Source organism: Paradevosia shaoguanensis (assembly GCF_016801025.1).
Taxonomy (GTDB): Bacteria; Pseudomonadota; Alphaproteobacteria; order Rhizobiales; family Devosiaceae; genus Paradevosia; species Paradevosia shaoguanensis.
Genome location: NZ_CP068983.1, coordinates 3843690 through 3862678, shown reverse-complemented (window position 1 = coordinate 3862678; position 18989 = coordinate 3843690). Strand labels below are relative to the sequence as shown.

The following is an 18989-nucleotide window of genomic DNA, read 5'->3' as shown; positions in this document are numbered from 1 at the left end:
CCTTAGGATAGGCGCGCCTTGGCTACCAATGCAGCAGGCCGACGGCGACGTCGTCGAGCCCTGCATGCAGGAACCCGACGATCAACACGAAGATCACGCCGAATGTGAGGCTGTCGAGCCGGTCCATCAAGCCCCCATGGCCGGGAATAATGTCGCCGCTATCCTTGATACGGAAATTGCGCTTGATGGCGCTTTCCGTGAGGTCGCCGATCTGACCCAGCAGGCTGATCGTTACCGCCAGGATCGCGCCGATCCACCAGGGAGAATCCGTCACTACCAGCCAGACGAGGAATCCGGCCGTAGAGCCAAGCGCCAGGCCGCCAAGGGCGCCCGACCAGGTCTTGGAGGGAGAAATCACCGGCGCCAGCTTTTCGCCACCGATCTGGCGGCCCGTAAAGAAGGCAGCGGAATCGGTCATCCAGACGGTAACGGCGAGGAACACACCCGCCTGCACGCCTTCCCAGCCCGTGCCGCGCATGGCGATCACGGCGAAGATCACGAGACCGAAGAAGGCAAGGCCTGCAGCACGCCACAGACGCCCTTCCCCACCGAACAGAACCGCTATGACGATAGCGAGGGCGATAACGCCAGCCGAACCGGCGAGGCCCCAGACGGGGTAGATCACGCCCGAAAGCGCAACGAGCCCGACCGTGATCGCTCCGGGGATCGAAATGGGGGCACGCGCCACCATCTGCTCCCATTCGCGATAGGCGCCAGCAAAGACGATGCCTACGGTCAGGGCAAAGATATAGCCACCGAGATAAAGACTTAGCGCCGTCAGCGGAAGCAGTACGAAAGCGGAGCCTAAACGCGGTCCGAGGTCGGACCAGGACCGGCGAGAAGTCGAAGATTCGGCCCCGGGATCGCCCTTTGAACTCAAGTGACTGCCTCTATCCCGCCAAACCGCCGCTCACGGCTCGCATATTCTTCGAGGACGCGCACGAACGTGCTTTCGTCGAAATCCGGCCAGTTCTCTTCCACGAAGATGAGTTCGGAATAAGCGCTCTGCCAGAGCAGGAAGTTCGAAAACCGCCGCTCGCCGCTGGTGCGGATGATGATGTCAGGATCCGGGATCCCGGAGGTATAGAGCGCCTGCTCCACCGTCGCCTCGGTAATCGCGTCGGGCGCGATCCGGCCCGCCGCGACATCGCGCGCGATCGAGCGCATGGCTTCAGTAATCTCGGCCTTGCCGCCGTAGTTGAAGGCCACGACGAGCTGCAGGCCGGTATTGGCGGCCGTCTTTGCCTCGACCTCGGCGATAAGCCGCTGCAGGGATTCATCCAGGCCCTGGCGCGAACCGATGATCCGCACCTGGACGTTGTTCCGCATCAGCTTTTCGAGGTCGGAGGCGACGAAACGACGGAGCAGCCCGAAGATGAAGTTCACTTCATCGCGCGGACGCGTCCAGTTCTCGGAGGAGAAACTGAAGACCGTGAGGTGATCGACCCCGTAGCGCATGCACAATTCGACCAGCCGTCGAAGCGCCTTGACGCCGGCGATATGGCCTTCGGTGCGCGGCTTGCCGCGGGCGCGAGCCCAGCGGCCATTGCCGTCCATGATCACGCCGAGATGCCGCGGAATCCGAAGCCCGGGCCTCTGGCGCAACTCGCTGTCGATGGCGGGGTCGGTGGACATGGGATTCCTGATGAATTCCGGGCCGGTCGGCTGCAGCCTAAACCTGCATGATTTCCTGTTCTTTAGTCGCAACGATCTGGTCGATCTCGGCCACGGCGGAGTCAGTGGCCTTCTGCACCAGATCGGACTTACCGCGGCTGTCGTCCTGGCTCATGTCGCCATCTTTTTCCAGCTTCTTGAGCAGGTCCATGCCGTCGCGACGGATATGGCGAACGGCAACGCGCGCCTGCTCGGCATAATTGTGGGCGACCTTTGTGAGTTCCTTGCGGCGTTCCTGGTTCAATTCCGGAAGCGGCACACGGATGACCGTGCCTTCGCTAGCAGGGTTGAGGCCAAGACCGCTGTCGCGGATGGCGCGTTCGACGGCACTGGCCATCGAGCGATCCCAGACCTGGACACTGAGCATGCGCGGCTCAGGCACGGTGACCGTGGCGAGCTGGGTAAGCGGCATGCGCGCGCCATAGGCTTCAACCGTGATCGGCTCGAGGAGGCTGGCGCTGGCGCGGCCGGTACGAAGGCCCGCAAGCTCTTCCTTGAGCGAGGCGATCGACTTCTGCATGCGCGTCTTGAGAGCCTCGAGCGAAAAGGTTTCTGCCATTGTTTAATTCCTCACTGGTTTCACACGCGGTCAGCCGACGCGCGTAGAGCGCGTACGGCCTTCAAGGACGCCTGCCAGGCCTTCCTTGTCGTCAAGCGCATAAACTAATATCGGCAAGCCGTTATCGCGGGCAAGCGCGAAGGCCGCCGTATCCATGACGCGCAGGTTCCGGGCGATCACCTCTTCATGGCTGATCGTGTCGAAGCGCTTGGCGTCGGGGTTCTTGAACGGATCTTCCGAATAGACGCCGTCAACCTTCGTGCCCTTGAGCAGCACGTCGCAATCGAGCTCGATCGCCTTGAGTGCCGCCGCGGTATCGGTGGTGAAGAACGGGTTGCCGGTACCGCCGGCAAGCACGACCACGTAGCCCTCTTCGAGGGCAGCCTTGGCTGCGCGGGCGGTGAAAGTGTCGGCGACGGAGGGCATGCTCACGGCGCTGAAAACCTTGGACTTGACCCCTGCCCTGGTGATCGCGTTGGACAGCGCCAGCGAGTTGATGACAGTGCCCAGCATACCCATGAGGTCGGCGGTCACGCGGTCGGTGCCGTTGGCGGCCACGGCCATGCCGCGGAAGATGTTGCCCGCGCCGATCACTACGCCGATCTGGACGCCCTTCTTGGCGACGTCGGCAATCTGCTGCGCCATCGCCTTGAGAAATTCAGGTTCTATGCCGAAGGATTGGTCGCCCGCCAGCACCTCGCCGGACACTTTGAGCAGGATGCGTTTATATGCGGATTTTGTCACCGGCCGACCCCTCTAACTGCCGCACCCGAGCTCGAATCCGCTGGCGCCGGCTAGACGTTAGAGCATTTTCCGCCCGATTGGATACCGGCAGATACTAGAAAATGCACTATTGGATATAAGGCGCCTAAATGAGGCGCAAATTGAACCGCTCCCCGGAAAGTCTTCCGGGGAGCGAAACTTTGCCAATCAGGCGCCGGCAGCGGCGGCAACCTCGGCGGCGAAGTCGGTCTCTTCCTTTTCGATGCCTTCGCCCAGGGCGTAGCGCACGAAAGCGGTCAGCTTGATCGAAGCGCCGACTTCCTTCTCGGCGTTCTTGAGAACGTCCGAAATCTTGGTCTCGCCGTCGATCACGAAGGTCTGCGCCAAGAGCGTGACTTCTTCGTAGAACTTGCGCACGCGGCCTTCGACCATCTTCTCGATGATCTCGGCCGGCTTGCCGGATTCCTTGGCCTGCTCCGTGAACACGGCGCGCTCACGAGCGACGACGGTCGGATCGAGATCTTCGGGGGACACCGACAACGGATTGGTGTTGGCGATGTGCATGGCGATCTGCTTGCCCAAGGCAGCCAGAGCGTCCTTGTTGCCGGTCGATTCAAGGCCGACGATGATGCCGAGCTTGCCGAGACCCGGCTTGACCGTGTTGTGCACGTAGTTGCCGATCACGCCGTCCGAGACGGAGATCGAGGCGGTACGGCGCAGGTTCATGTTCTCGCCGATCGTGGCGATCGCATCGGTCAGTTCGCCCGAAACCGAGCGGCCCGAACCGGGATACGGCATTTCGCTCAGGCGCGCGACGTCGCCGTCGGCTTCCAGAGCGAGCTTGGCAATGTTGCCGACGATCGTCTGGAACTGCTCGTTGCGGGCAACGAAGTCGGTTTCCGAGTTCACTTCGACGATGGCGCCGCGGGTGCCGTCGATGGCAACGCCGACCAGGCCTTCAGCAGCAACGCGGCCAGCCTTCTTGGCAGCCTTGGCGAGACCACGGGTACGCAGCCAATCGACCGCAGCTTCCATGTCGCCATTGGTCTCCTGCAAGGCCTTCTTGCAGTCCATCATGCCCACGCCGGTCAGATCGCGCAGTTCTTTAACCTTGGCAGCAGTGATTTCCATAATGTCACCTCTTTGGCGGCCCCGTTATGCCGGAGCCGCACAGTTGGGATGTCAGTGTGTCAACCCGATGAACGGGCTGGCCGGTTACGCGTTGGTGTCGCTTTCCTGGACTTCGGTCAGGGCGGGCTCGATCGGAGCCTCGGCCGAAGCACCCAGGTCGGCGCCGGCAGCGGCCGACGAGCGCGAGATGCCGTCGATGGCAGCGCGCGACACGAGCGAGCAATAGAGCTCGAGAGCGCGGCTGGCGTCGTCGTTGCCCGGGATCGGGTAGTCGACGAGGTCAGGGTCGCTGTTGGTGTCGACGATGGCCACCACCGGAATGCCCAGGCGGCGGGCTTCCTTGATCGCGTTGGCTTCCTTGTTCGTGTCGATCACGAACAGGAGGTTCGGAAGGTTGCCCATGTCCTTGATACCGCCGAGGTCGCGCTCAAGACGCTCCTTCTCGCGGGAGAGCATCAGGCGCTCCTTCTTGTTGCGGCCGTCCATGCCCTCGGCTTCCTGGGACTCGAGCTCGCGCAGGCGGGCGATCGAGTGCGAGATCGTCTGCCAGTTGGTCAGCGTGCCGCCGAGCCAGCGCGAGTTGACGAAGTACTGGGCCGACTGGCGGGCAGCTTCGGCAACGAGGGGAGCAGCCTGGCGCTTGGTGCCCACGAACAGCACGCGGCCGCCATCGGCAACGGTGTCCGAGATCAGCTGGAGCGCACGGCTCAGCTGCGGGACGGCCTGGCTCAGGTCGAGAATATGGATGTCATTGCGCACGCCGAAGATGTAGCGTTCCATCTTCGGGTTCCAGCGGTGCTTCTGGTGGCCGAAGTGGACGCCGGCTTCCAGGAGTTGGCGCATAGAAAAATCAGGCAGTGCCATTGGCAGCGTTCCTTTACCGGTTGTGCCTCCGCAAAAAGCTAATGCGACGGTTTTCGCCGTCACCGGATGGACACCAGCTCAATCTGGCGGCCGCTTCTGCGTGTGAAATCGCGCCGGGGAATCCCCGAGCGCTGCGCGGATATAGTGTAGCGGGCCGCGAAACGCAACATCTGCCTTCGGCATACCGACGTCGAAGGTAAAACTTATGCCGGGCATTACAAAATCAGAGTCTGCGATTGAATATCGTCGCGCTGCGTCGTGAGGAAGCTCGTTTTAGCGCAGCCACCTGGACGGACCGACAATCAGATGGAGACGTGGGGGACTATGGCAGACGTTAAAGGCGCAGTATTGGCGCCAGCGGCGGAGGCGCGCGATTTCGCGCCGGTGCTGCGTTGGATACTGCTCAATGCCATGGTAGCGATCGCGCTGCTTGCGCTGTGGCACTTTGGGCTCGTGCAGGCGATGTTCGCCACCGATCACACCAGGATTTCCCTGATCATCCTGGCGATATTCGCCTTTACGGCCCTCGCCTGCCTCTATCAGACGGTCGTGACCTCGCAGGAACTGGTAGCCGCCCGCAAGGCGCGCGAAATTATCGCCAAGGCCCGCATGCCGGGCTTCCGCGTGACCTCGGAAGGCGTCACCACGGCTGACGGCCAATTGCTGCCGCCCGGAACGCTCACCACCCATATCGGCAATCTCGTCATCAAGGCCGAAAAGCAGAATGGCGGTCACATCGACCAGACGCTGCTGCTGCGCGCCTTGGCCGACCGGCTGCGCTCGCGCGAAAAGCTGGGCTGGTTCATTTCCGAAGCCCTTCTGCGCCTGGCGCTTCTCGGCACGGCAATCGGTTTCATCCTGATGCTGCTGCCGATCGCGCAGATCACCTCGTTCGATGCAGAGACCCTCCGCCCTGCCCTCACCGGCATGACTGGCGGCATGGCCATCGCGCTCAACGTCACGGTGACCGGCATCGCCACGGCGCTTGTGCTCAAGCTCGAATATTACTTCCTCAACAAGGCTATCGCTGAACTCTTCGATCTCGTCACCGAAATCACGGAAATCTATGTGATCCCGACCCTGGAGCAGGGTTCGAATGGAGAACGATAGCCTTTTCTCGGGCGGTGGCAGCGATGACGGCACGTTCGTTCCGTTCACCGACATCCTGTTCAACGCCCTGCTCGGCTTCACCGTCATGGTGTTCATCGCCTTCGCCCTCATCAAGGAAGAGGCGAAGACGGGCAGCGTCGAACTCAAGGCCGAGATGCTGATTACGGTCACCTGGCCCGACAACAATCCGGACGATATCGACACCTATGTGATGGACCCAGCCGGGAACGTGGTGTGGTACCACTCGCTGGCTGCCGGCCTCGTAACGCTCGATCGCGACGACCGCGGCAACTACCTGGACACGATCAAGGTGGACGGCAAGGAAGTGCAGTTCCCGCTCAACCAGGAAACGGTGACCATTCGCGGCACCATTCCTGGGGAATACGTGATCAATGTCTACGAGTTCACCAACGATTCCAAGCAGCCGGTGCCGGTGACCGTCAAAGTTGAGAAGATCAATCCCAAGCTCAAGGTGATCTACTACGACACCATCAACCTCACCCATGAAGGCGATGAAAAGACCGTGGTGCGCTTCACCATCGATTCCGATGGCGAGGTCAGCGACATCAACACCCGGCCGATCTCGCTGATCAGGGAGGTGCGCAAGTGATCCAGACCGCCATTTTCGGCATTCTCGCCGCCTATGCGGTGCTGGCCATTCTGCTTTTGAGCCTCAACATCGCTTCGCTCTGGCGCTGGTGGATCAAGGGCGGCGCCATCGTGCTTACCGCCATCATCTTTGTCGGCTCCTATGTTGCCATCAATGGCCTGATTGGCTGGCCAAGCACGAGCGCCATGCCGGACCGATTCCAGTTGCTCTACACCAATGTGCTCGAGCCCGATCGCAAGACCGGCTCGGCCGGTGCGGTCTATATGTGGGTGCAGGAGATCGACAAGGATTCCCTGCCCGTCTCGCCGCCGCGCGCCTACCAGATTCCCTATTCCACCTCGCTTGCCGAGGATATCCAGGCCGCCCAGGAGCATATCAATGCCGGCGACCAGATCATGGGCGAAACCGGTACGACCGAGGAAGGCAAGAGCGAGGACGCCAAGCAGGCCGAAGGCGAGCTTGGCGCCACCAACGACAACAACAAGGCGCAGCAGAGCGACATGCAGGGCGGCCAGCAGACGGCCGGTTCGGGCGAACTCGCTGCGCCCGGCGTGCCGCTCGGCCTCCGCTTCTCGCCGATGCCGGCGATCCGGTTGCCCGACAAGGGCGCCGTCGTTCTCGGCAACTGATCCTCCCTTGCCCAACGGCCGGTCTTGATACCAAGATCGGCCGTTGCGTTTTCGGGAGGGTTTTGATGTCGCCGGACGAAATCGTCGCGCTCATCCTGAGGTTGCCCTCGACCGAGCAATCCTCGCATTTCGGCAATGCCGACTTTCGCGTCGGCGGAAAGATCTTCGCCAGCCATCCCAAGCCCGGCCAGTTCAATCTCAATATTACGCCAGAGCAGCAGGCTATGCTGACCGAAGCCGAGCCACGGGCCTTTGCGGCGCTTCCCAACAAATGGGGTGAGAAAGGTTGGACCAGCGCGTGGGCCGAGCATCTCGACGAAACCACGGCGCTTTCGGCCTTCCGCATGGCCTGGGCCAACGTTGCGCCGAGGGCGCTCGTGAATGCCGAGCTTTCGCCACAAGCGGGCGCGACAACTACCCCTTCAAACGGTCGGGGACAGCCCCGACAACCTGGGAGATAAGGCCGCCTTCGATTCTGGAGGCAATGAACGCGATGACGAAAGAGCAACTGGCCCGCCGCATCTGGGGAAGCCCCACAAGACCCTTCACGCTCGCTGAAGTGGTTGCCGACGGCATAGTGCACGTCGTGGGCCTCATCGCGGCCATCGCGCTCGGTTCGATCATCCTTGCTTTCGCGATCTCTGAAACCGCGCCGCGCGAAGCTCCGGCCCTCGCCATCCACATCGCTTCGCTGCTGGCGGTGCTCTCGGTTTCCCTGGCCTACAATCTGTCGCCCATTTCCTCCCTCAAGGGTTGGCTTGCGCGCTTCGACCAGGCCGCGATTTTCCTCTTCATCGCAGGCACTTACACGCCATTCCTCGCCATACTTGGCGGCTCGCCCACGACAATCGCGCTCGGCGCCTTCGTATGGGGTGCCTCGATCGTCGGCATTGCGCTCAAACTCATCGTTCCCGAGCGCTTCGGGCGCCTGGCCATCACGCTCTATCTCGCCATCGGCTGGAGCGGGGTTGCCGTCTTCCAGTCCCTCGCCAACACATTGCCTCCAGCCACCTTCTGGCTGCTGCTGGCCGGCGGAGTGGTCTATTCCGCGGGCATCGTCTTCCACCTGTGGGAGAAGCTCAAATTCCAGAACGTTCTCTGGCACGTGTTCGTGGTGGTCGGCGCCGTACTGCACCTCGTCGCGATACTCGATTGCATGGTGATCAGCCGGCTCTAACCCAGGCCGAGATCAGGCCGAGTTCGACCTCAAAGCCCCCAACTCCCTTCTCCCCTTGTGGGAGAAGGTGGCGCGTCAGCGCCGGATGAGGGGGATCGGACCGTACGGCGGGGTCGGTCCTGCCCTACTTCTTCACGCGATCATGCTCGAACTTGTCTCCCACCTTGAGCCCGATCTCCTGCGAGCGGCCTCCGGGGATTTCGAGTACGAACTGCACGGGTACTTCCGACGAGATCGGCGTCGTGTCGAGCGGGCGGGCGTTGACGTGGATGGTCTTGACCGTCCCGTCCGCCGCGATGAACACCATGTCGAGCGGAATGAACGTGTTCTGCATCCAGAACGAGGTGTTTCGCTCGCTCAGGAAATCGAACAGCATGCCCGCGTCCTTGGCCAGTTCCTGCCGGAACATCAGGCCCTTGGCGCGGGTTTCATTGGTGTCGACCACCTCGACGTTGAACGTATAGTCGCCCGTTGATGTGTGCAGCACCGCCTTGTTCTCGTCGCTGCAGGCAGCAAGCGGGAGGAAGGCGATGGTGGCGGCGAGCGCGAGCCCACCGAATTTCGCGGCTGCAAGTGCAGGGCGGAAGGAAGCGGAACTCGTGGCGGTCATGTTGAACTTCAGTGCGAGGATGGAGCGTCGCCCCAACCATCCGGGCGGATTTCGGCGACCATAAGGCCTTTCGGGCCATGGCCGTACCGCACCAGCACGAATTGTCCCGGACGAAGCTCGGTGATGCCGAAGCGGCGCAGCGTTTCCATGTGGACGAAGATGTCCGGCGCGCCCTCACCTGCCGAAAGGAAGCCGAAGCCGCGGATGCGGTTGAACCACTTCACTTCCAGCCGCTCGAGCTTGGAAGTCGGCTCGACCGTCACATGCGTACGGGCTGCCGGCAACTGCGCCGGATGCAGCGCCGTCGAGTCATCCATGGACAGAATGCGGAACGCCTGGAGGCCGCCAGGGCGGCTGAGCGCTTCAACGATGATGCGCGCGCCCTCATAGGCGGTCTGGTAGCCGTCGCGCCTCAGGCACGTCACATGCAGGAGAACATCGGCCATGCCGTTGTCGGGCACGATGAAGCCGAACCCCTTGGCCACGTCGAACCACTTGATGGTCCCCGCGATCTCGATCACGTCGAGATCGTGAGCCGGGCTGGCGCCGCTGGCCTGAGGCTGCGGTTGCTTGCCTTCCTCCCCTTTCGGGATTCCGGTCTCGCCACGATCGGGTGAAAACTTACCCCCCATGCCCCCTAAGCCTCTTTAAATACATCCCCCGCTTTGCGCGAGGTACTCTACAACCCGGACTCACTGTGGCCGATTCAAACCCAAAAGTTAAGGAGTGGTTGCGAAATTTGTTTGCGACATCCCCCGTCTTTTCTTTGAAAGCGGTGGAGTTGCAGGCGTCAAACCACCCTTGATAGGTTGTCGTGCCCATCAAAGACACCAAGCAAACGGGAGAAAGCCCATGCAGTACCTGCACACCATGGTCCGTGTGACCGATATCGACGCAAGCCTCAAGTTCTACTGCGAAGGGCTGGGCCTGGAGGAAGTGCGGCGCTCCGAGAACGAGCGCGGCCGCTACACCCTCGTTTTCCTGCGCGCGCCCGGCGACCAGGGCGGCGAGGTGGAACTTACCTATAACTGGGATCCTGAGGTCTATACTGGCGGGCGCAATTTCGGCCATCTGGCCTATCGCGTGAAGGACATCTACGCCCTTTGCCAGCACCTGATGGATATGGGCGTCACCATCAACCGCCCGCCACGCGATGGCCACATGGCCTTCGTACGGTCTCCTGACGGCATCTCGGTCGAACTCATCCAGGACGGCACCCTGCCCCAGCAGGAACCCTGGGCTTCGATGCCCAATACCGGCAGCTGGTAAGCCCATTTACCGCCCGTTAACCAGCGAGGTTAGCGGGCGGTTAGCATAATCGATCATATTTTAACGACCGACAACGGACCCGGCTTGGTTGATGCATTTTTGCATCAGGTCGGGCCGGAGAGTGGTCGATGCGTGCTATCCTTCTCGCGCTGGTATGCGCGATTTCCCTGAGTGGCTGCCTGCCGATGGCGATCTTCGCCAGCAGCAGCGATCCGGCCTATCGCGGCAAATCCAATAGCTGGGGCACCGTCACGGCCAGTTCCGAGGTCAATGCCTTCTGCATTTCGCCCAAGCTGCGCCTCATCATCTGGGATTTCGAGGGGCGGTTCGGGCGGAAGGTCATCATGCAGTCCGGCTATCGCGACAACTACCACAATGGGCAGGCCGGCGGCGCTGACGGCTCCTATCACATGAAGTGCATGGCCGCCGACTTCTACATTCCCGGCGTTCCCAAGGGCGAACTCATCGCCTTTGCGATGAACAATGACGGCGTGGGCGGCCTCGGCTGCTATCCCGGCCGCAGCTTCATCCATGTGGATGTCCGCGACCGGCCGCGTGGCTACAACCGCCCTGTGACGTTCAGCGGCTGCTGATCGTCAGTCCCAGCTCAGCGCGCCTCCGTTCTGGTATTCGATGACGCGCGTCTCGAAGAAGTTCTTCTCCTTCTTGAGGTCCATCGCTTCGCTCATCCACGGGAACGGGTTCTCCGTTTCCGCAAAGACCGGCGCCAGCCCGAGCTGGGCGCACCGGCGGTTGGCGATGAAGTGCATGTATTGCTCGCAGAGCGCCGCGTTCAGGCCAAGGAAGCCGCGCGGCATGGTATCGCGACCATAGGCGGCCTCGAGCTCGGCGGCCCTCTTGATCATCGAGCGGACTTCTTCCTGGAATTCCGGTATCCAGACATGCGGGTTCTCCGCCTTGATCTGGTTGATGACATCGATGCCGAAATTGAGGTGAATGCTCTCGTCGCGCAGGATGTACTGGTACTGCTCGGCGATGCCGACCATCTTGTTCCGCCGGCCCAACGAGAGAATCTGCGCGAAACCGGTATAGAACCACATCCCCTCAAAGATCACGTAGAACGCCACGAGGTCGCGCACGAAGGCCCGATCGGTTTCCGGCGTGCCGGTTGTGAAATCGGGATCGTCGAGATGCTGCGTGAAATCAAGCGCCCAGGCGGCCTTGTCCGTGATCGATGGCACCTCCCGGTACATGTTGAAAAGCTCACCCTCATCGAGCCCCAGGCTTTCGACGATGTACTGGAAGGTGTGCGTATGCACCGCCTCCTCGAAGGCCTGCCGCAACAGGTATTGCCGGCATTCGGGGTTGGTGAGGTGCCGGTAGATGGCCAGCACGATGTTGTTGGCCACCAGGCTCTCGGAAGCGGCGAAGAAGCCGAGATTGCGCTTGATGGTGTGCCGCTCGTCCTCGGTGAGGCCATCGCGGCTCTTCCAGAGCGCGATATCGGCCTGCATCGAGACTTCCGTGGGCATCCAGTGGTTGTTGCAGCCGGCCAGGTACTTTTCCCAGGCCCACCGGTATTTGAGCGGCAGGAGTTGGTTCACGTCGGCCCGGCAGTTGATCATCGCCTTGTCGTCCACGGACACGCGTCCGCCCGAACGGTCGATGCGTTCGATTGCTTCGGTCATTTCTGTCCCTCGGATTCTTATTGGCAGGCTTCGCAATCGGGGTCGTCGATGAGGCAGGCAGGCCCATCGATCACCGGCAGGACCAGTCCTGTCCGCACAGGAGCCGGCTCCGCTGGCGCGGCGACCACGATCGGGGCGGAAACCGCCACGGCATTAAGCTTGCCGTCCGTGCCTTTGAGTGTCGATTTCTCGACATGCGTCGCCGAGCGCGAGCGCAGGTAATAGGTCGTCTTGAGCCCCGCCCTCCATGCCGAACGATAGAGCGCATCAAGCGCCTTGCCCGATGGATTGGCGATGTAGAGGTTGAGCGACTGTGCCTGGTCGATCCATTTCTGCCGACGTGAAGCGGCGCGGATCAGCCAGCCTGCGTCGATCTCGAATGCCGTGGCGTAGAGCGCCTTGAGGTCGTCCGGAATGCGGTCGATCTGCCCGACCGAGCCATCGAAGTACTTGAGATCGGAGATCATCACCTCGTCCCACAAGCCTCGCGCCTTGAGGTCGCGGACGAGCAGTGCGTTCACGACGGTGAAATCGCCGCTCATGTTCGATTTGACGAAGAGGTTCTGATAGCCCGGTTCGATCGACTGGCTGACGCCGCAGATGTTGGAGATCGTCGCAGTTGGCGCGATCGCCATAGTGTTGGAATTGCGCATTCCGACGCTCATCACCCGCTGCCGCAACGTGTCCCAGTCGAGCCGCTGGGTGCGGTCGACCTCGATTTCGCTGCGCGTAGCCGCCAGCAATTCGAGGCTGTCGATGGGCAGCACACCTTTGCTCCAGAGCGAGCCTGGGAAAGAGGAATAGGCGCCGCGCTCCTCGGCAAGATCGGCAGACGCCGAGATCGTGTAATAGCTGATCGCCTCCATCGAGGCGTCGGCGAATTCCACGGCCGCATCGGACGCATAGGCGATACCCTGCATCTGCAGCGCATCGGCAAAACCCATCAGCCCCAGGCCTACCGGACGATGCCGCAAGTTTGCGCGGCGTGCTTCGGGGATCGTGTAGAAATTGATGTCGATGACGTTGTCGAGCATCCGCATCGCCACCTTTACGGTGCGCTCAAGCCGCGCGAAGTCGAGCCCCTTGTCGCTGACATGGGCCACGAGGTTCACTGATCCCAGATTGCAGACCGCCACCTCGTCACGGCTCGTATTGAGCGTGATCTCGGTGCAAAGGTTCGATGAATGCACGACGCCGACATGGTTCTGCGGCGAACGGATGTTGCACGGGTCCTTGAACGTGATCCACGGATGCCCGGTCTCGAAGAGCATGGTCAGCATCTTGCGCCAGAGATCGACCGCGCGGACAGTGCGGAAAACCTTGAACTCGCCTGCCGCGGCCCGCGCCTCGTAGGTCTCGTAGGCGGTCTTGAATTCCGGCCCGTAGAGATCGTGCAGGTCCGGCGTTTCGTTGGGCGAGAACAGCGTCCAGTCGCCATTGGCTTCGACGCGCTCCATGAAGAGGTCCGGCACCCAGTTCGCCGTATTCATGTCATGCGTGCGGCGGCGGTCGTCGCCGGTGTTCTTGCGCAGGTCGAGGAATTCCTCGATGTCGACATGCCAGGTCTCGAGATAGGCGCAGACTGCACCCTTGCGCTTGCCGCCCTGGTTGACCGCGATGGCTGTGTCGTTCGCCACCTTGAGGAACGGCACCACCCCCTGGCTCTCGCCATTCGTCCCCTTGATATGCGCGCCCAATCCGCGCACCGGCGTCCAGTCGTTGCCGAGCCCGCCCGAGTATTTTGCAAGCAGCGCGTTATCCTTGATGCTCTTGAAGATGCCGTCGAGGTCGTCAGACACCGTGGTCAGGAAGCACGAGGAAAGCTGCGGCCGCAGCGTGCCCGAATTGAAGAGCGTCGGGGTCGAGGCCATGAAGTCGAAGCTCGACAGCAGGTCGTAGAACTCGATCGCCCGCGCTTCGCGATCGATCTCGCGCGCCGCCAGCCCCATGGCTACCCGCATGAAAAACGCCTGCGGCAGCTCGAAGCGCGTGCCGCCCTCGCGCAGAAAATAGCGATCGTAGAGGGTCTGGAGCCCCAGATACTGGAATTTGAGGTCGCGTGCGGGCTTGAGCGCAGCGGCGATCCGGGCAAGGTCGAAGCGCGCCAGTTCCGGATCGATCAGTTCGGCGGCAATGCCGCGGTCGAGATAGGCGCGGAAGTAGTCGGCATAGCGTCCCTCCATCTCATGCTGGGTCGCCTGCTCCGATCGGCCCGCCACGTGGGTCAGCGCTTCGCGTCGCAACTTGTCGAGGAGGAGGCGCGCAGAGACATAGGCATAGTTCGGCTCGGTCTCGACCAGCGTCCGCGCCGCCAGGATCGGAGCCAATGCCAGTTCGTCCTGCGAAATGCCGTCGTAGAGGTTGTGCCTGGTCTCCGCCAGCACCGTCGCGGAAACTGCGCCATCGAGGTCCTCGCAGGCCTCCCCGATAATCGCCTCCAGCCGCGCCTCATTGAGCGGCAGCAGCGTCCCATCTGTGCCCTTCATGCGCAGCTTTGGAGCAGCGGCGACTTCCGTCGTAGCCGACGCCCGCTCACGCGCCCGCTCCTCGCGATAGAGCACGTATGCCCGGGCGACGCGCTGGTGTTCGCCGCGCATCAGGGCAAGCTCCACCTGGTCCTGCACTTCCTCGATGTGGAACACGCGCCCGTCACGCGCCCTCCGCATCAGGGCGGCCACGACATCGTCGGTCAGCGCCTCGACGGTTTCATGCACCCGACGCGAAGCCGCCGCCTTGCTACCCTCCACGGCCAGGAACGCCTTGGTGAGCGCCACAGCGATCTTGCTGGCATCGAACGGCACGGTGCCGCCATTGCGCTTGATGATGGAATAGCCTGGCTCCGCCGTCGGTCGGCGCTCGGAAGCGAGCGCAAGCGGCGCGTTAGCGCCCGTCGGCTCTGATTGCATGGAAATGGAAATGGACATTGGACCTATGACCCCGTGGTTGAGAACGGGGCAGCCGAACGCGCAAAGGCTCCCGGCGCCTGCCAGGTCCCAGATGCGCGGCCAACCGGACACCCCGCCCGTGGACGTTATCGATCCAAGGCAGGTCTTCTGACTCGCGGGTCGTCGCCTCTCTCACCTTCCCGGCTTTTCGGCCAGTGGTTCTGGAGTTCGGCTATCCGCTTACAGCTGCGGGGGCAGTTCCGGCATTTCACCGGATTCCCATCTTCGGCCCAGATATTGCGTTCTGAGCAACCTTGAACACCACCAATGGTGTTCTTGATCGAGATTCGCGTCAATACGGTTGGAGAATTCTTTCTACCCACCAGCCGCAAAACAATCACATAAAGATATCTTTATATCCTTATTGACTCGTAGCGATGAACCGTCCATGGTGAGCGTGTCCACGGTCCCCGCAAGGGGATAACAGGGAATTCGGTGCGCCTTCTGGCAAGTCCGGAGCTGCCCCCGCAACTGTATGCGGTGACGGATACCCACGATGTCACTGGCCCGCTTCGCGCGGCGCTGGGAAGGCGGGTGTCCGGACGATCCGCGAGCCAGGAGACCTACCGCGGAAGCAGGCTCACACAGGGCCGGTCGGGCGGACCGGTTGAGGATTACATGATGACGAAACGTCAGACGCTCCCGCATTTTCCCCCGCGCCTCGCGACGGCGCGAATGCGTCGCTAGCAGCGTCGAAAACCACTCAACTCCAGTGCGCCGATACCGCCCCGCTCCTGGGTGCGGCAGATGCTTCGCGCGCCTGAAACCAGCCATTCCTGCTCGTGCCGTGGCGGCATGAGGCAGCACATCCCCATCGGTAGATCATGACCAAGTCAGCCAATCTCGGCTTCCCCCGCATCGGCGCTCACCGCGAGCTCAAGAAGGCCCTCGAAGCCTATTGGAAGGGCACCAGCGACAAGGCCGCCCTCCTCTCGACCGCCGCCGAGCTCCGCGCCCGCCATTGGGCGGTACAGCGCGCCGCCGGCATCGACATCATTCCGTCGAATGATTTCTCGCTCTACGACCACATGCTCGATACGGCCCAAGCCCTGGGTGCCATCCCTCCGCGCTTTGCGGCCATCGCCGACCCGCTCGACCAATACTTCGCCATGGCCCGCGGCACCGCCGACGCGCCGGCCATGGAGATGACCAAGTGGTTCGACACCAACTACCACTATATCGTCCCCGAATTTCACACCGGCCAGCGGTTCCGCCTCTCGACCAGCAAAGCGATCGATGAGTTCCGCGAGGCGCTTCGCCTCGGCATCAGTACACGCCCGGTCCTGGTTGGACCGGTGACTTTCCTCACCCTGGGCAAGCCCAAGGACGACGGTCTTGAGCCGCTTTCGCTGCTCGATGCCGTGCTGCCGGTCTATGCCGAGCTTCTTGCCGCCCTCAGGGCGGAGGGCGCCGAGTGGGTGCAGATCGACGAGCCCATCCTCGCCCTCGATCTCAGCGACGCTCAGCGCCAGGCCCTCCGCCGTGCCTACATAGCGCTGGCCACTCCCGCCGCGCCCCGCATCATGCTCGCCACCTATTTCGAAGGCCTGCTCGACAACACGGAACTCGCCGTCGCCCTGCCGGTGGCCGGCCTCCACATCGATCTTGTCCGCGCCCCGCAGCAACTAGGCCCCGTGCTCAAGGCGCTGCCCGCCGACAAGACGCTCTCCATCGGCGTCATCGACGGCCGCAACATCTGGCGCGCCGATCTCGATGCCCGCCTGGAATTCGTTGCCCGCGCCTGGGATAGCGTCGGCCCTGATCGCCTTGAAATCGCGCCATCCTGCTCCCTGCTCCACTCCCCGGTCGATCTCGACGGCGAGACGCTGCTCGATCCCGAACTCAAATCCTGGCTCGCCTTCGCCCGCCAGAAGCTCGAGGAGGTGGTGGCCCTCACCACGGCCATGCAACGCGGCAAGACCGCCGCCAAGCCAGCCTTCGAAGCCAGCGCTGCCGCCGTCGCCTCGCACCGCGCTTCTCCGCGCATCCATCGCGCCGAGGTCAAGTCCCGTAGCGCATCGGTCGCGCCCAGCGACCATGAACGCGGCCTGCCCTTCTCGCAGCGCCGCAACCTCCAGCGCGCCCGCTTCAACCTGCCCGCCTACCCGACCACGACCATCGGCTCCTTCCCCCAGACTGCCGAAGTCCGCGAGCACCGCGCCGCTTTCAAGCGCGGCGACATCGACGCCGCCGCCTATGACACCTTCCTCAAGACCGAAACCGAAAAGGCAGTCCGCATCCAGGAACGCCTCGATATCGACGTGCTCGTGCACGGCGAGTTCGAACGCAACGACATGGTCGAGTATTTCGGCGAACAGCTCGATGGCTTCGCCTTCACGAAGAACGGCTGGGTGCAGTCCTACGGCTCCCGCTGCGTGAAACCGCCGGTGATCTACGGCGACACTTCCCGCCCGGCTCCCATGACCGTCGCCTGGTCTGCTTATGCCGCTTCACTCACCAACCGTCCGATGAAGGGCATGCTCACCGGCCCCGTGACCATCCTCCAATGGTCATTCGTCCGTGTCGACCAGCCACGCTCCGAAACCTGTCGACAGATCGCGCTCGCTATCCGTGACGAGGTGGTCGATCTCGAAAAGGCTGGCATCGGCATCATCCAGATCGACGAGCCGGCTCTGCGCGAAGGCCTCCCGCTGCGCCGCGGCGACTGGAATGGCTATCTGCGCTGGGCCGTCGACTGCTTCCGCCTCTCGGCCGCCGGCGTCGCCGACGACACGCAGATCCACACTCACATGTGCTACGCCGAGTTCAACGACATCATGCCGGCCATCGCCGAGATGGATGCCGATGTCATCTCCATCGAGACCTCACGCTCGGACATGGAGCTGATCTCCGCCTTCCGCGATTTCCGCTATCCCAACGAGATCGGTCCCGGAGTCTGGGACATCCATTCGCCCCGCGTCCCCAGCCGCGCCGACATGGAATCGCTTCTGCGCAAGGCCAGCGAGGCAATCCCGCCCGACCAGCTCTGGGTCAATCCGGATTGCGGCCTCAAGACCCGTGGCTGGCCCGAGGTCGAAGCCGCCCTCGCCCATCTCGTTGAAACCGCCAAATCCCTGCGCCATCGCTGACCGCAGGGTAACGGACCTCCGGGGGACCTGCCCTCTCCCGGAGGTTCAATCGTCGGGCGGCTGCCCGCGAAAGCCAGTTTGCTGTCGACGGCCGGCACGAAACGTGCCCTTCTCTCCAGGTCCGTCGCAAAATAGTCAGATCGTTTCAGCATGCTTGGCCCAACAAGGAGCCGCCAATGTCTTTGCACGTTCGTCCGGGCGTAGCCGCCCTCGCCGCGATGCTCGCCTTCACCACTTTCGCCCATGCCAGCCCGCAACCCAGCAAGGCACCGCCCTCGGATTGCGGCGCCGCCGCCCTTGAGGGCAGCATCGGCAAGCCGGTTACCGGCACGACGGCTGAAGATGTGAAAATCGGCGACGAGCCGGTGCTGTCCAAGGGCCAGGTCCGAGTCATCGCGCCGGGCGACATGGTCACCCAGGACTTCGTCGAAGAACGCCTCAACCTCGAAATCGACGCAGCCGGCAACCTGACACGAGCTCGCTGCGGTTAATTACCTGATTCGATGAGCGAATCTCGAACGCTCTGCGCTGGCCCGGTTCGGACCAGCCGGTCTATCCGAAAACTTTTGGAGAGAATTTGACTGGCGCGCCCTAGGGGAATCGAACCCCTGTTCCCGCCGTGAGAGGGCGGTGTCCTGACCGCTAGACGAAGGGCGCGGCGCTGGTCAATATCGGCAGCAAGTGCCTTTGCGTCAACTCCCTCCTCTTACAAGAGGAAGTGGCGCGCCCTAGGGGAATCGAACCCCTCTCTCCACCGTGAAAGGGTGGCGTCCTGACCGATAGACGAAGGGCGCTTGCTGAGCGCCCGCACCCTATAGGGGTGTTGTTCGCGCCGCGCAAGCGCCTTTTTGCGCTTTTTGAAAACGGCGTCGCGACGCTGTGGAAAGCCGCTCGTCACCCCAATGCAATCCTGCCCTGGAAGCCGGGCGCGCCTCTCCTGCAACAGATGC

The 18989-nt window shown here is 62.5% G+C and carries 19 protein-coding genes, 2 tRNA genes and 2 riboswitches; of the genes, 9 read left to right on the top strand and 12 right to left on the bottom strand.

Annotated features, from left to right (window positions below):
- Nucleotides 1–22: 22 nt before the first annotated feature.
- From JNE37_RS18830 to rpsB, 6 genes are all read right to left on the bottom strand, one after another.
- Entirely contained in the window at nt 23–880 is an 858-nt protein-coding gene (locus JNE37_RS18830; protein ID WP_203064281.1) for a phosphatidate cytidylyltransferase, read from the bottom strand.
- Nucleotides 877–1635: an undecaprenyl pyrophosphate synthase gene (gene uppS / locus JNE37_RS18825; protein ID WP_182397402.1), complete on the bottom strand. Its 759-nt coding sequence runs from the start codon at nt 1633–1635 to the stop codon at nt 877–879. The genes JNE37_RS18830 and uppS overlap by 4 nt, the downstream gene beginning before the upstream one ends.
- 37 nt (nt 1636–1672) lie before the next feature.
- Complete coding sequence (gene frr, locus JNE37_RS18820) at nt 1673–2233, bottom strand: ribosome recycling factor (RefSeq protein ID WP_035038966.1); 561 nt, start codon at nt 2231–2233, stop codon at nt 1673–1675.
- Between the two features lie 30 nt (nt 2234–2263).
- Nucleotides 2264–2977 (bottom strand): UMP kinase, encoded by a 714-nt coding sequence (gene pyrH, locus JNE37_RS18815; RefSeq protein ID WP_035093208.1) that lies wholly within the window; start codon nt 2975–2977, stop codon nt 2264–2266.
- Between the two features lie 186 nt (nt 2978–3163).
- Nucleotides 3164–4087 (bottom strand): translation elongation factor Ts, encoded by a 924-nt coding sequence (gene tsf / locus JNE37_RS18810; protein WP_035038970.1) that lies wholly within the window; start codon nt 4085–4087, stop codon nt 3164–3166.
- A gap of 84 nt (nt 4088–4171) precedes the next feature.
- Nucleotides 4172–4951 (bottom strand): 30S ribosomal protein S2, encoded by a 780-nt coding sequence (gene rpsB / locus JNE37_RS18805; protein WP_203064279.1) that lies wholly within the window; start codon nt 4949–4951, stop codon nt 4172–4174.
- Between the two features lie 324 nt (nt 4952–5275).
- Here rpsB and JNE37_RS18800 point away from each other — a divergent pair, with 324 nt between their 5' ends.
- The 5 genes from JNE37_RS18800 to trhA all read left to right on the top strand — a co-directional run bounded on the left by JNE37_RS18800 (nt 5276) and on the right by trhA (nt 8477).
- A complete protein-coding gene (locus tag JNE37_RS18800) occupies nt 5276–6061 on the top strand; it encodes a MotA/TolQ/ExbB proton channel family protein (RefSeq protein WP_160176310.1) in 786 nt (261 codons plus the stop codon).
- The gene (locus tag JNE37_RS18795) at nt 6048–6671 is read left to right on the top strand and encodes a hypothetical protein (protein WP_035038977.1); all 624 of its coding nucleotides are present in this window, start codon (nt 6048–6050) and stop codon (nt 6669–6671) included. Before JNE37_RS18800 ends, JNE37_RS18795 begins: the two co-directional genes overlap by 14 nt.
- A complete protein-coding gene (locus tag JNE37_RS18790; protein WP_035038980.1) occupies nt 6668–7300 on the top strand; it encodes a hypothetical protein in 633 nt (210 codons plus the stop codon). The genes JNE37_RS18795 and JNE37_RS18790 overlap by 4 nt, the downstream gene beginning before the upstream one ends.
- Nucleotides 7301–7365: 65 nt before the next feature.
- Complete coding sequence (locus JNE37_RS18785) at nt 7366–7761, top strand: MmcQ/YjbR family DNA-binding protein (protein ID WP_203064278.1); 396 nt, start codon at nt 7366–7368, stop codon at nt 7759–7761.
- 32 nt (nt 7762–7793) lie between these two features.
- The gene (gene trhA, locus JNE37_RS18780; RefSeq protein WP_203064277.1) at nt 7794–8477 is read left to right on the top strand and encodes a PAQR family membrane homeostasis protein TrhA; all 684 of its coding nucleotides are present in this window, start codon (nt 7794–7796) and stop codon (nt 8475–8477) included.
- 124 nt (nt 8478–8601) lie between these two features.
- Here the strand turns inward: trhA and JNE37_RS18775 are convergent, their stop codons facing one another.
- Entirely contained in the window at nt 8602–9087 is a 486-nt protein-coding gene (locus JNE37_RS18775) for a DUF192 domain-containing protein (protein WP_035039223.1), read from the bottom strand.
- Between the two features lie 8 nt (nt 9088–9095).
- Nucleotides 9096–9719: a cold-shock protein gene (locus tag JNE37_RS18770; protein WP_081840850.1), complete on the bottom strand. Its 624-nt coding sequence runs from the start codon at nt 9717–9719 to the stop codon at nt 9096–9098.
- A gap of 220 nt (nt 9720–9939) precedes the next feature.
- Here JNE37_RS18770 and JNE37_RS18765 point away from each other — a divergent pair, with 220 nt between their 5' ends.
- The gene (locus JNE37_RS18765) at nt 9940–10356 is read left to right on the top strand and encodes a VOC family protein (protein WP_035093205.1); all 417 of its coding nucleotides are present in this window, start codon (nt 9940–9942) and stop codon (nt 10354–10356) included.
- Between the two features lie 128 nt (nt 10357–10484).
- On the top strand, nt 10485–10949 hold the full coding sequence (locus tag JNE37_RS18760) for a YcbK family protein (protein ID WP_035038984.1): 465 nt from the start codon (nt 10485–10487) through the stop codon (nt 10947–10949).
- 3 nt (nt 10950–10952) lie between these two features.
- Here JNE37_RS18760 and JNE37_RS18755 read toward each other — a convergent pair whose 3' ends face one another.
- Complete coding sequence (locus JNE37_RS18755; protein WP_246513362.1) at nt 10953–12005, bottom strand: ribonucleotide-diphosphate reductase subunit beta; 1053 nt, start codon at nt 12003–12005, stop codon at nt 10953–10955.
- A 17-nt stretch (nt 12006–12022) separates the two neighbouring features.
- Nucleotides 12023–14929 (bottom strand): ribonucleoside-diphosphate reductase subunit alpha, encoded by a 2907-nt coding sequence (locus JNE37_RS18750; protein ID WP_203064275.1) that lies wholly within the window; start codon nt 14927–14929, stop codon nt 12023–12025.
- Nucleotides 14930–15031: 102 nt separating this feature from the next.
- Nucleotides 15032–15222, bottom strand: a riboswitch (cobalamin riboswitch).
- A gap of 115 nt (nt 15223–15337) precedes the next feature.
- Nucleotides 15338–15535: riboswitch (cobalamin riboswitch) on the top strand.
- A gap of 239 nt (nt 15536–15774) precedes the next feature.
- Here JNE37_RS18750 and metE point away from each other — a divergent pair.
- Nucleotides 15775–18039: a 5-methyltetrahydropteroyltriglutamate--homocysteine S-methyltransferase gene (gene metE, locus JNE37_RS18745; RefSeq protein ID WP_203064274.1), complete on the top strand. Its 2265-nt coding sequence runs from the start codon at nt 15775–15777 to the stop codon at nt 18037–18039.
- Between the two features lie 176 nt (nt 18040–18215).
- On the top strand, nt 18216–18530 hold the full coding sequence (locus JNE37_RS18740) for an I78 family peptidase inhibitor (RefSeq protein WP_203064273.1): 315 nt from the start codon (nt 18216–18218) through the stop codon (nt 18528–18530).
- Between the two features lie 91 nt (nt 18531–18621).
- On the opposite strand, the gene JNE37_RS18735 is transcribed toward JNE37_RS18740, so the two are convergent.
- Both JNE37_RS18735 and JNE37_RS18730 read right to left on the bottom strand, forming a co-directional pair.
- Nucleotides 18622–18696, bottom strand: a tRNA-Glu gene (locus tag JNE37_RS18735).
- A gap of 62 nt (nt 18697–18758) precedes the next feature.
- A tRNA-Glu gene (locus tag JNE37_RS18730) sits at nt 18759–18833 on the bottom strand.
- Nucleotides 18834–18989: the final 156 nt, after the last annotated feature.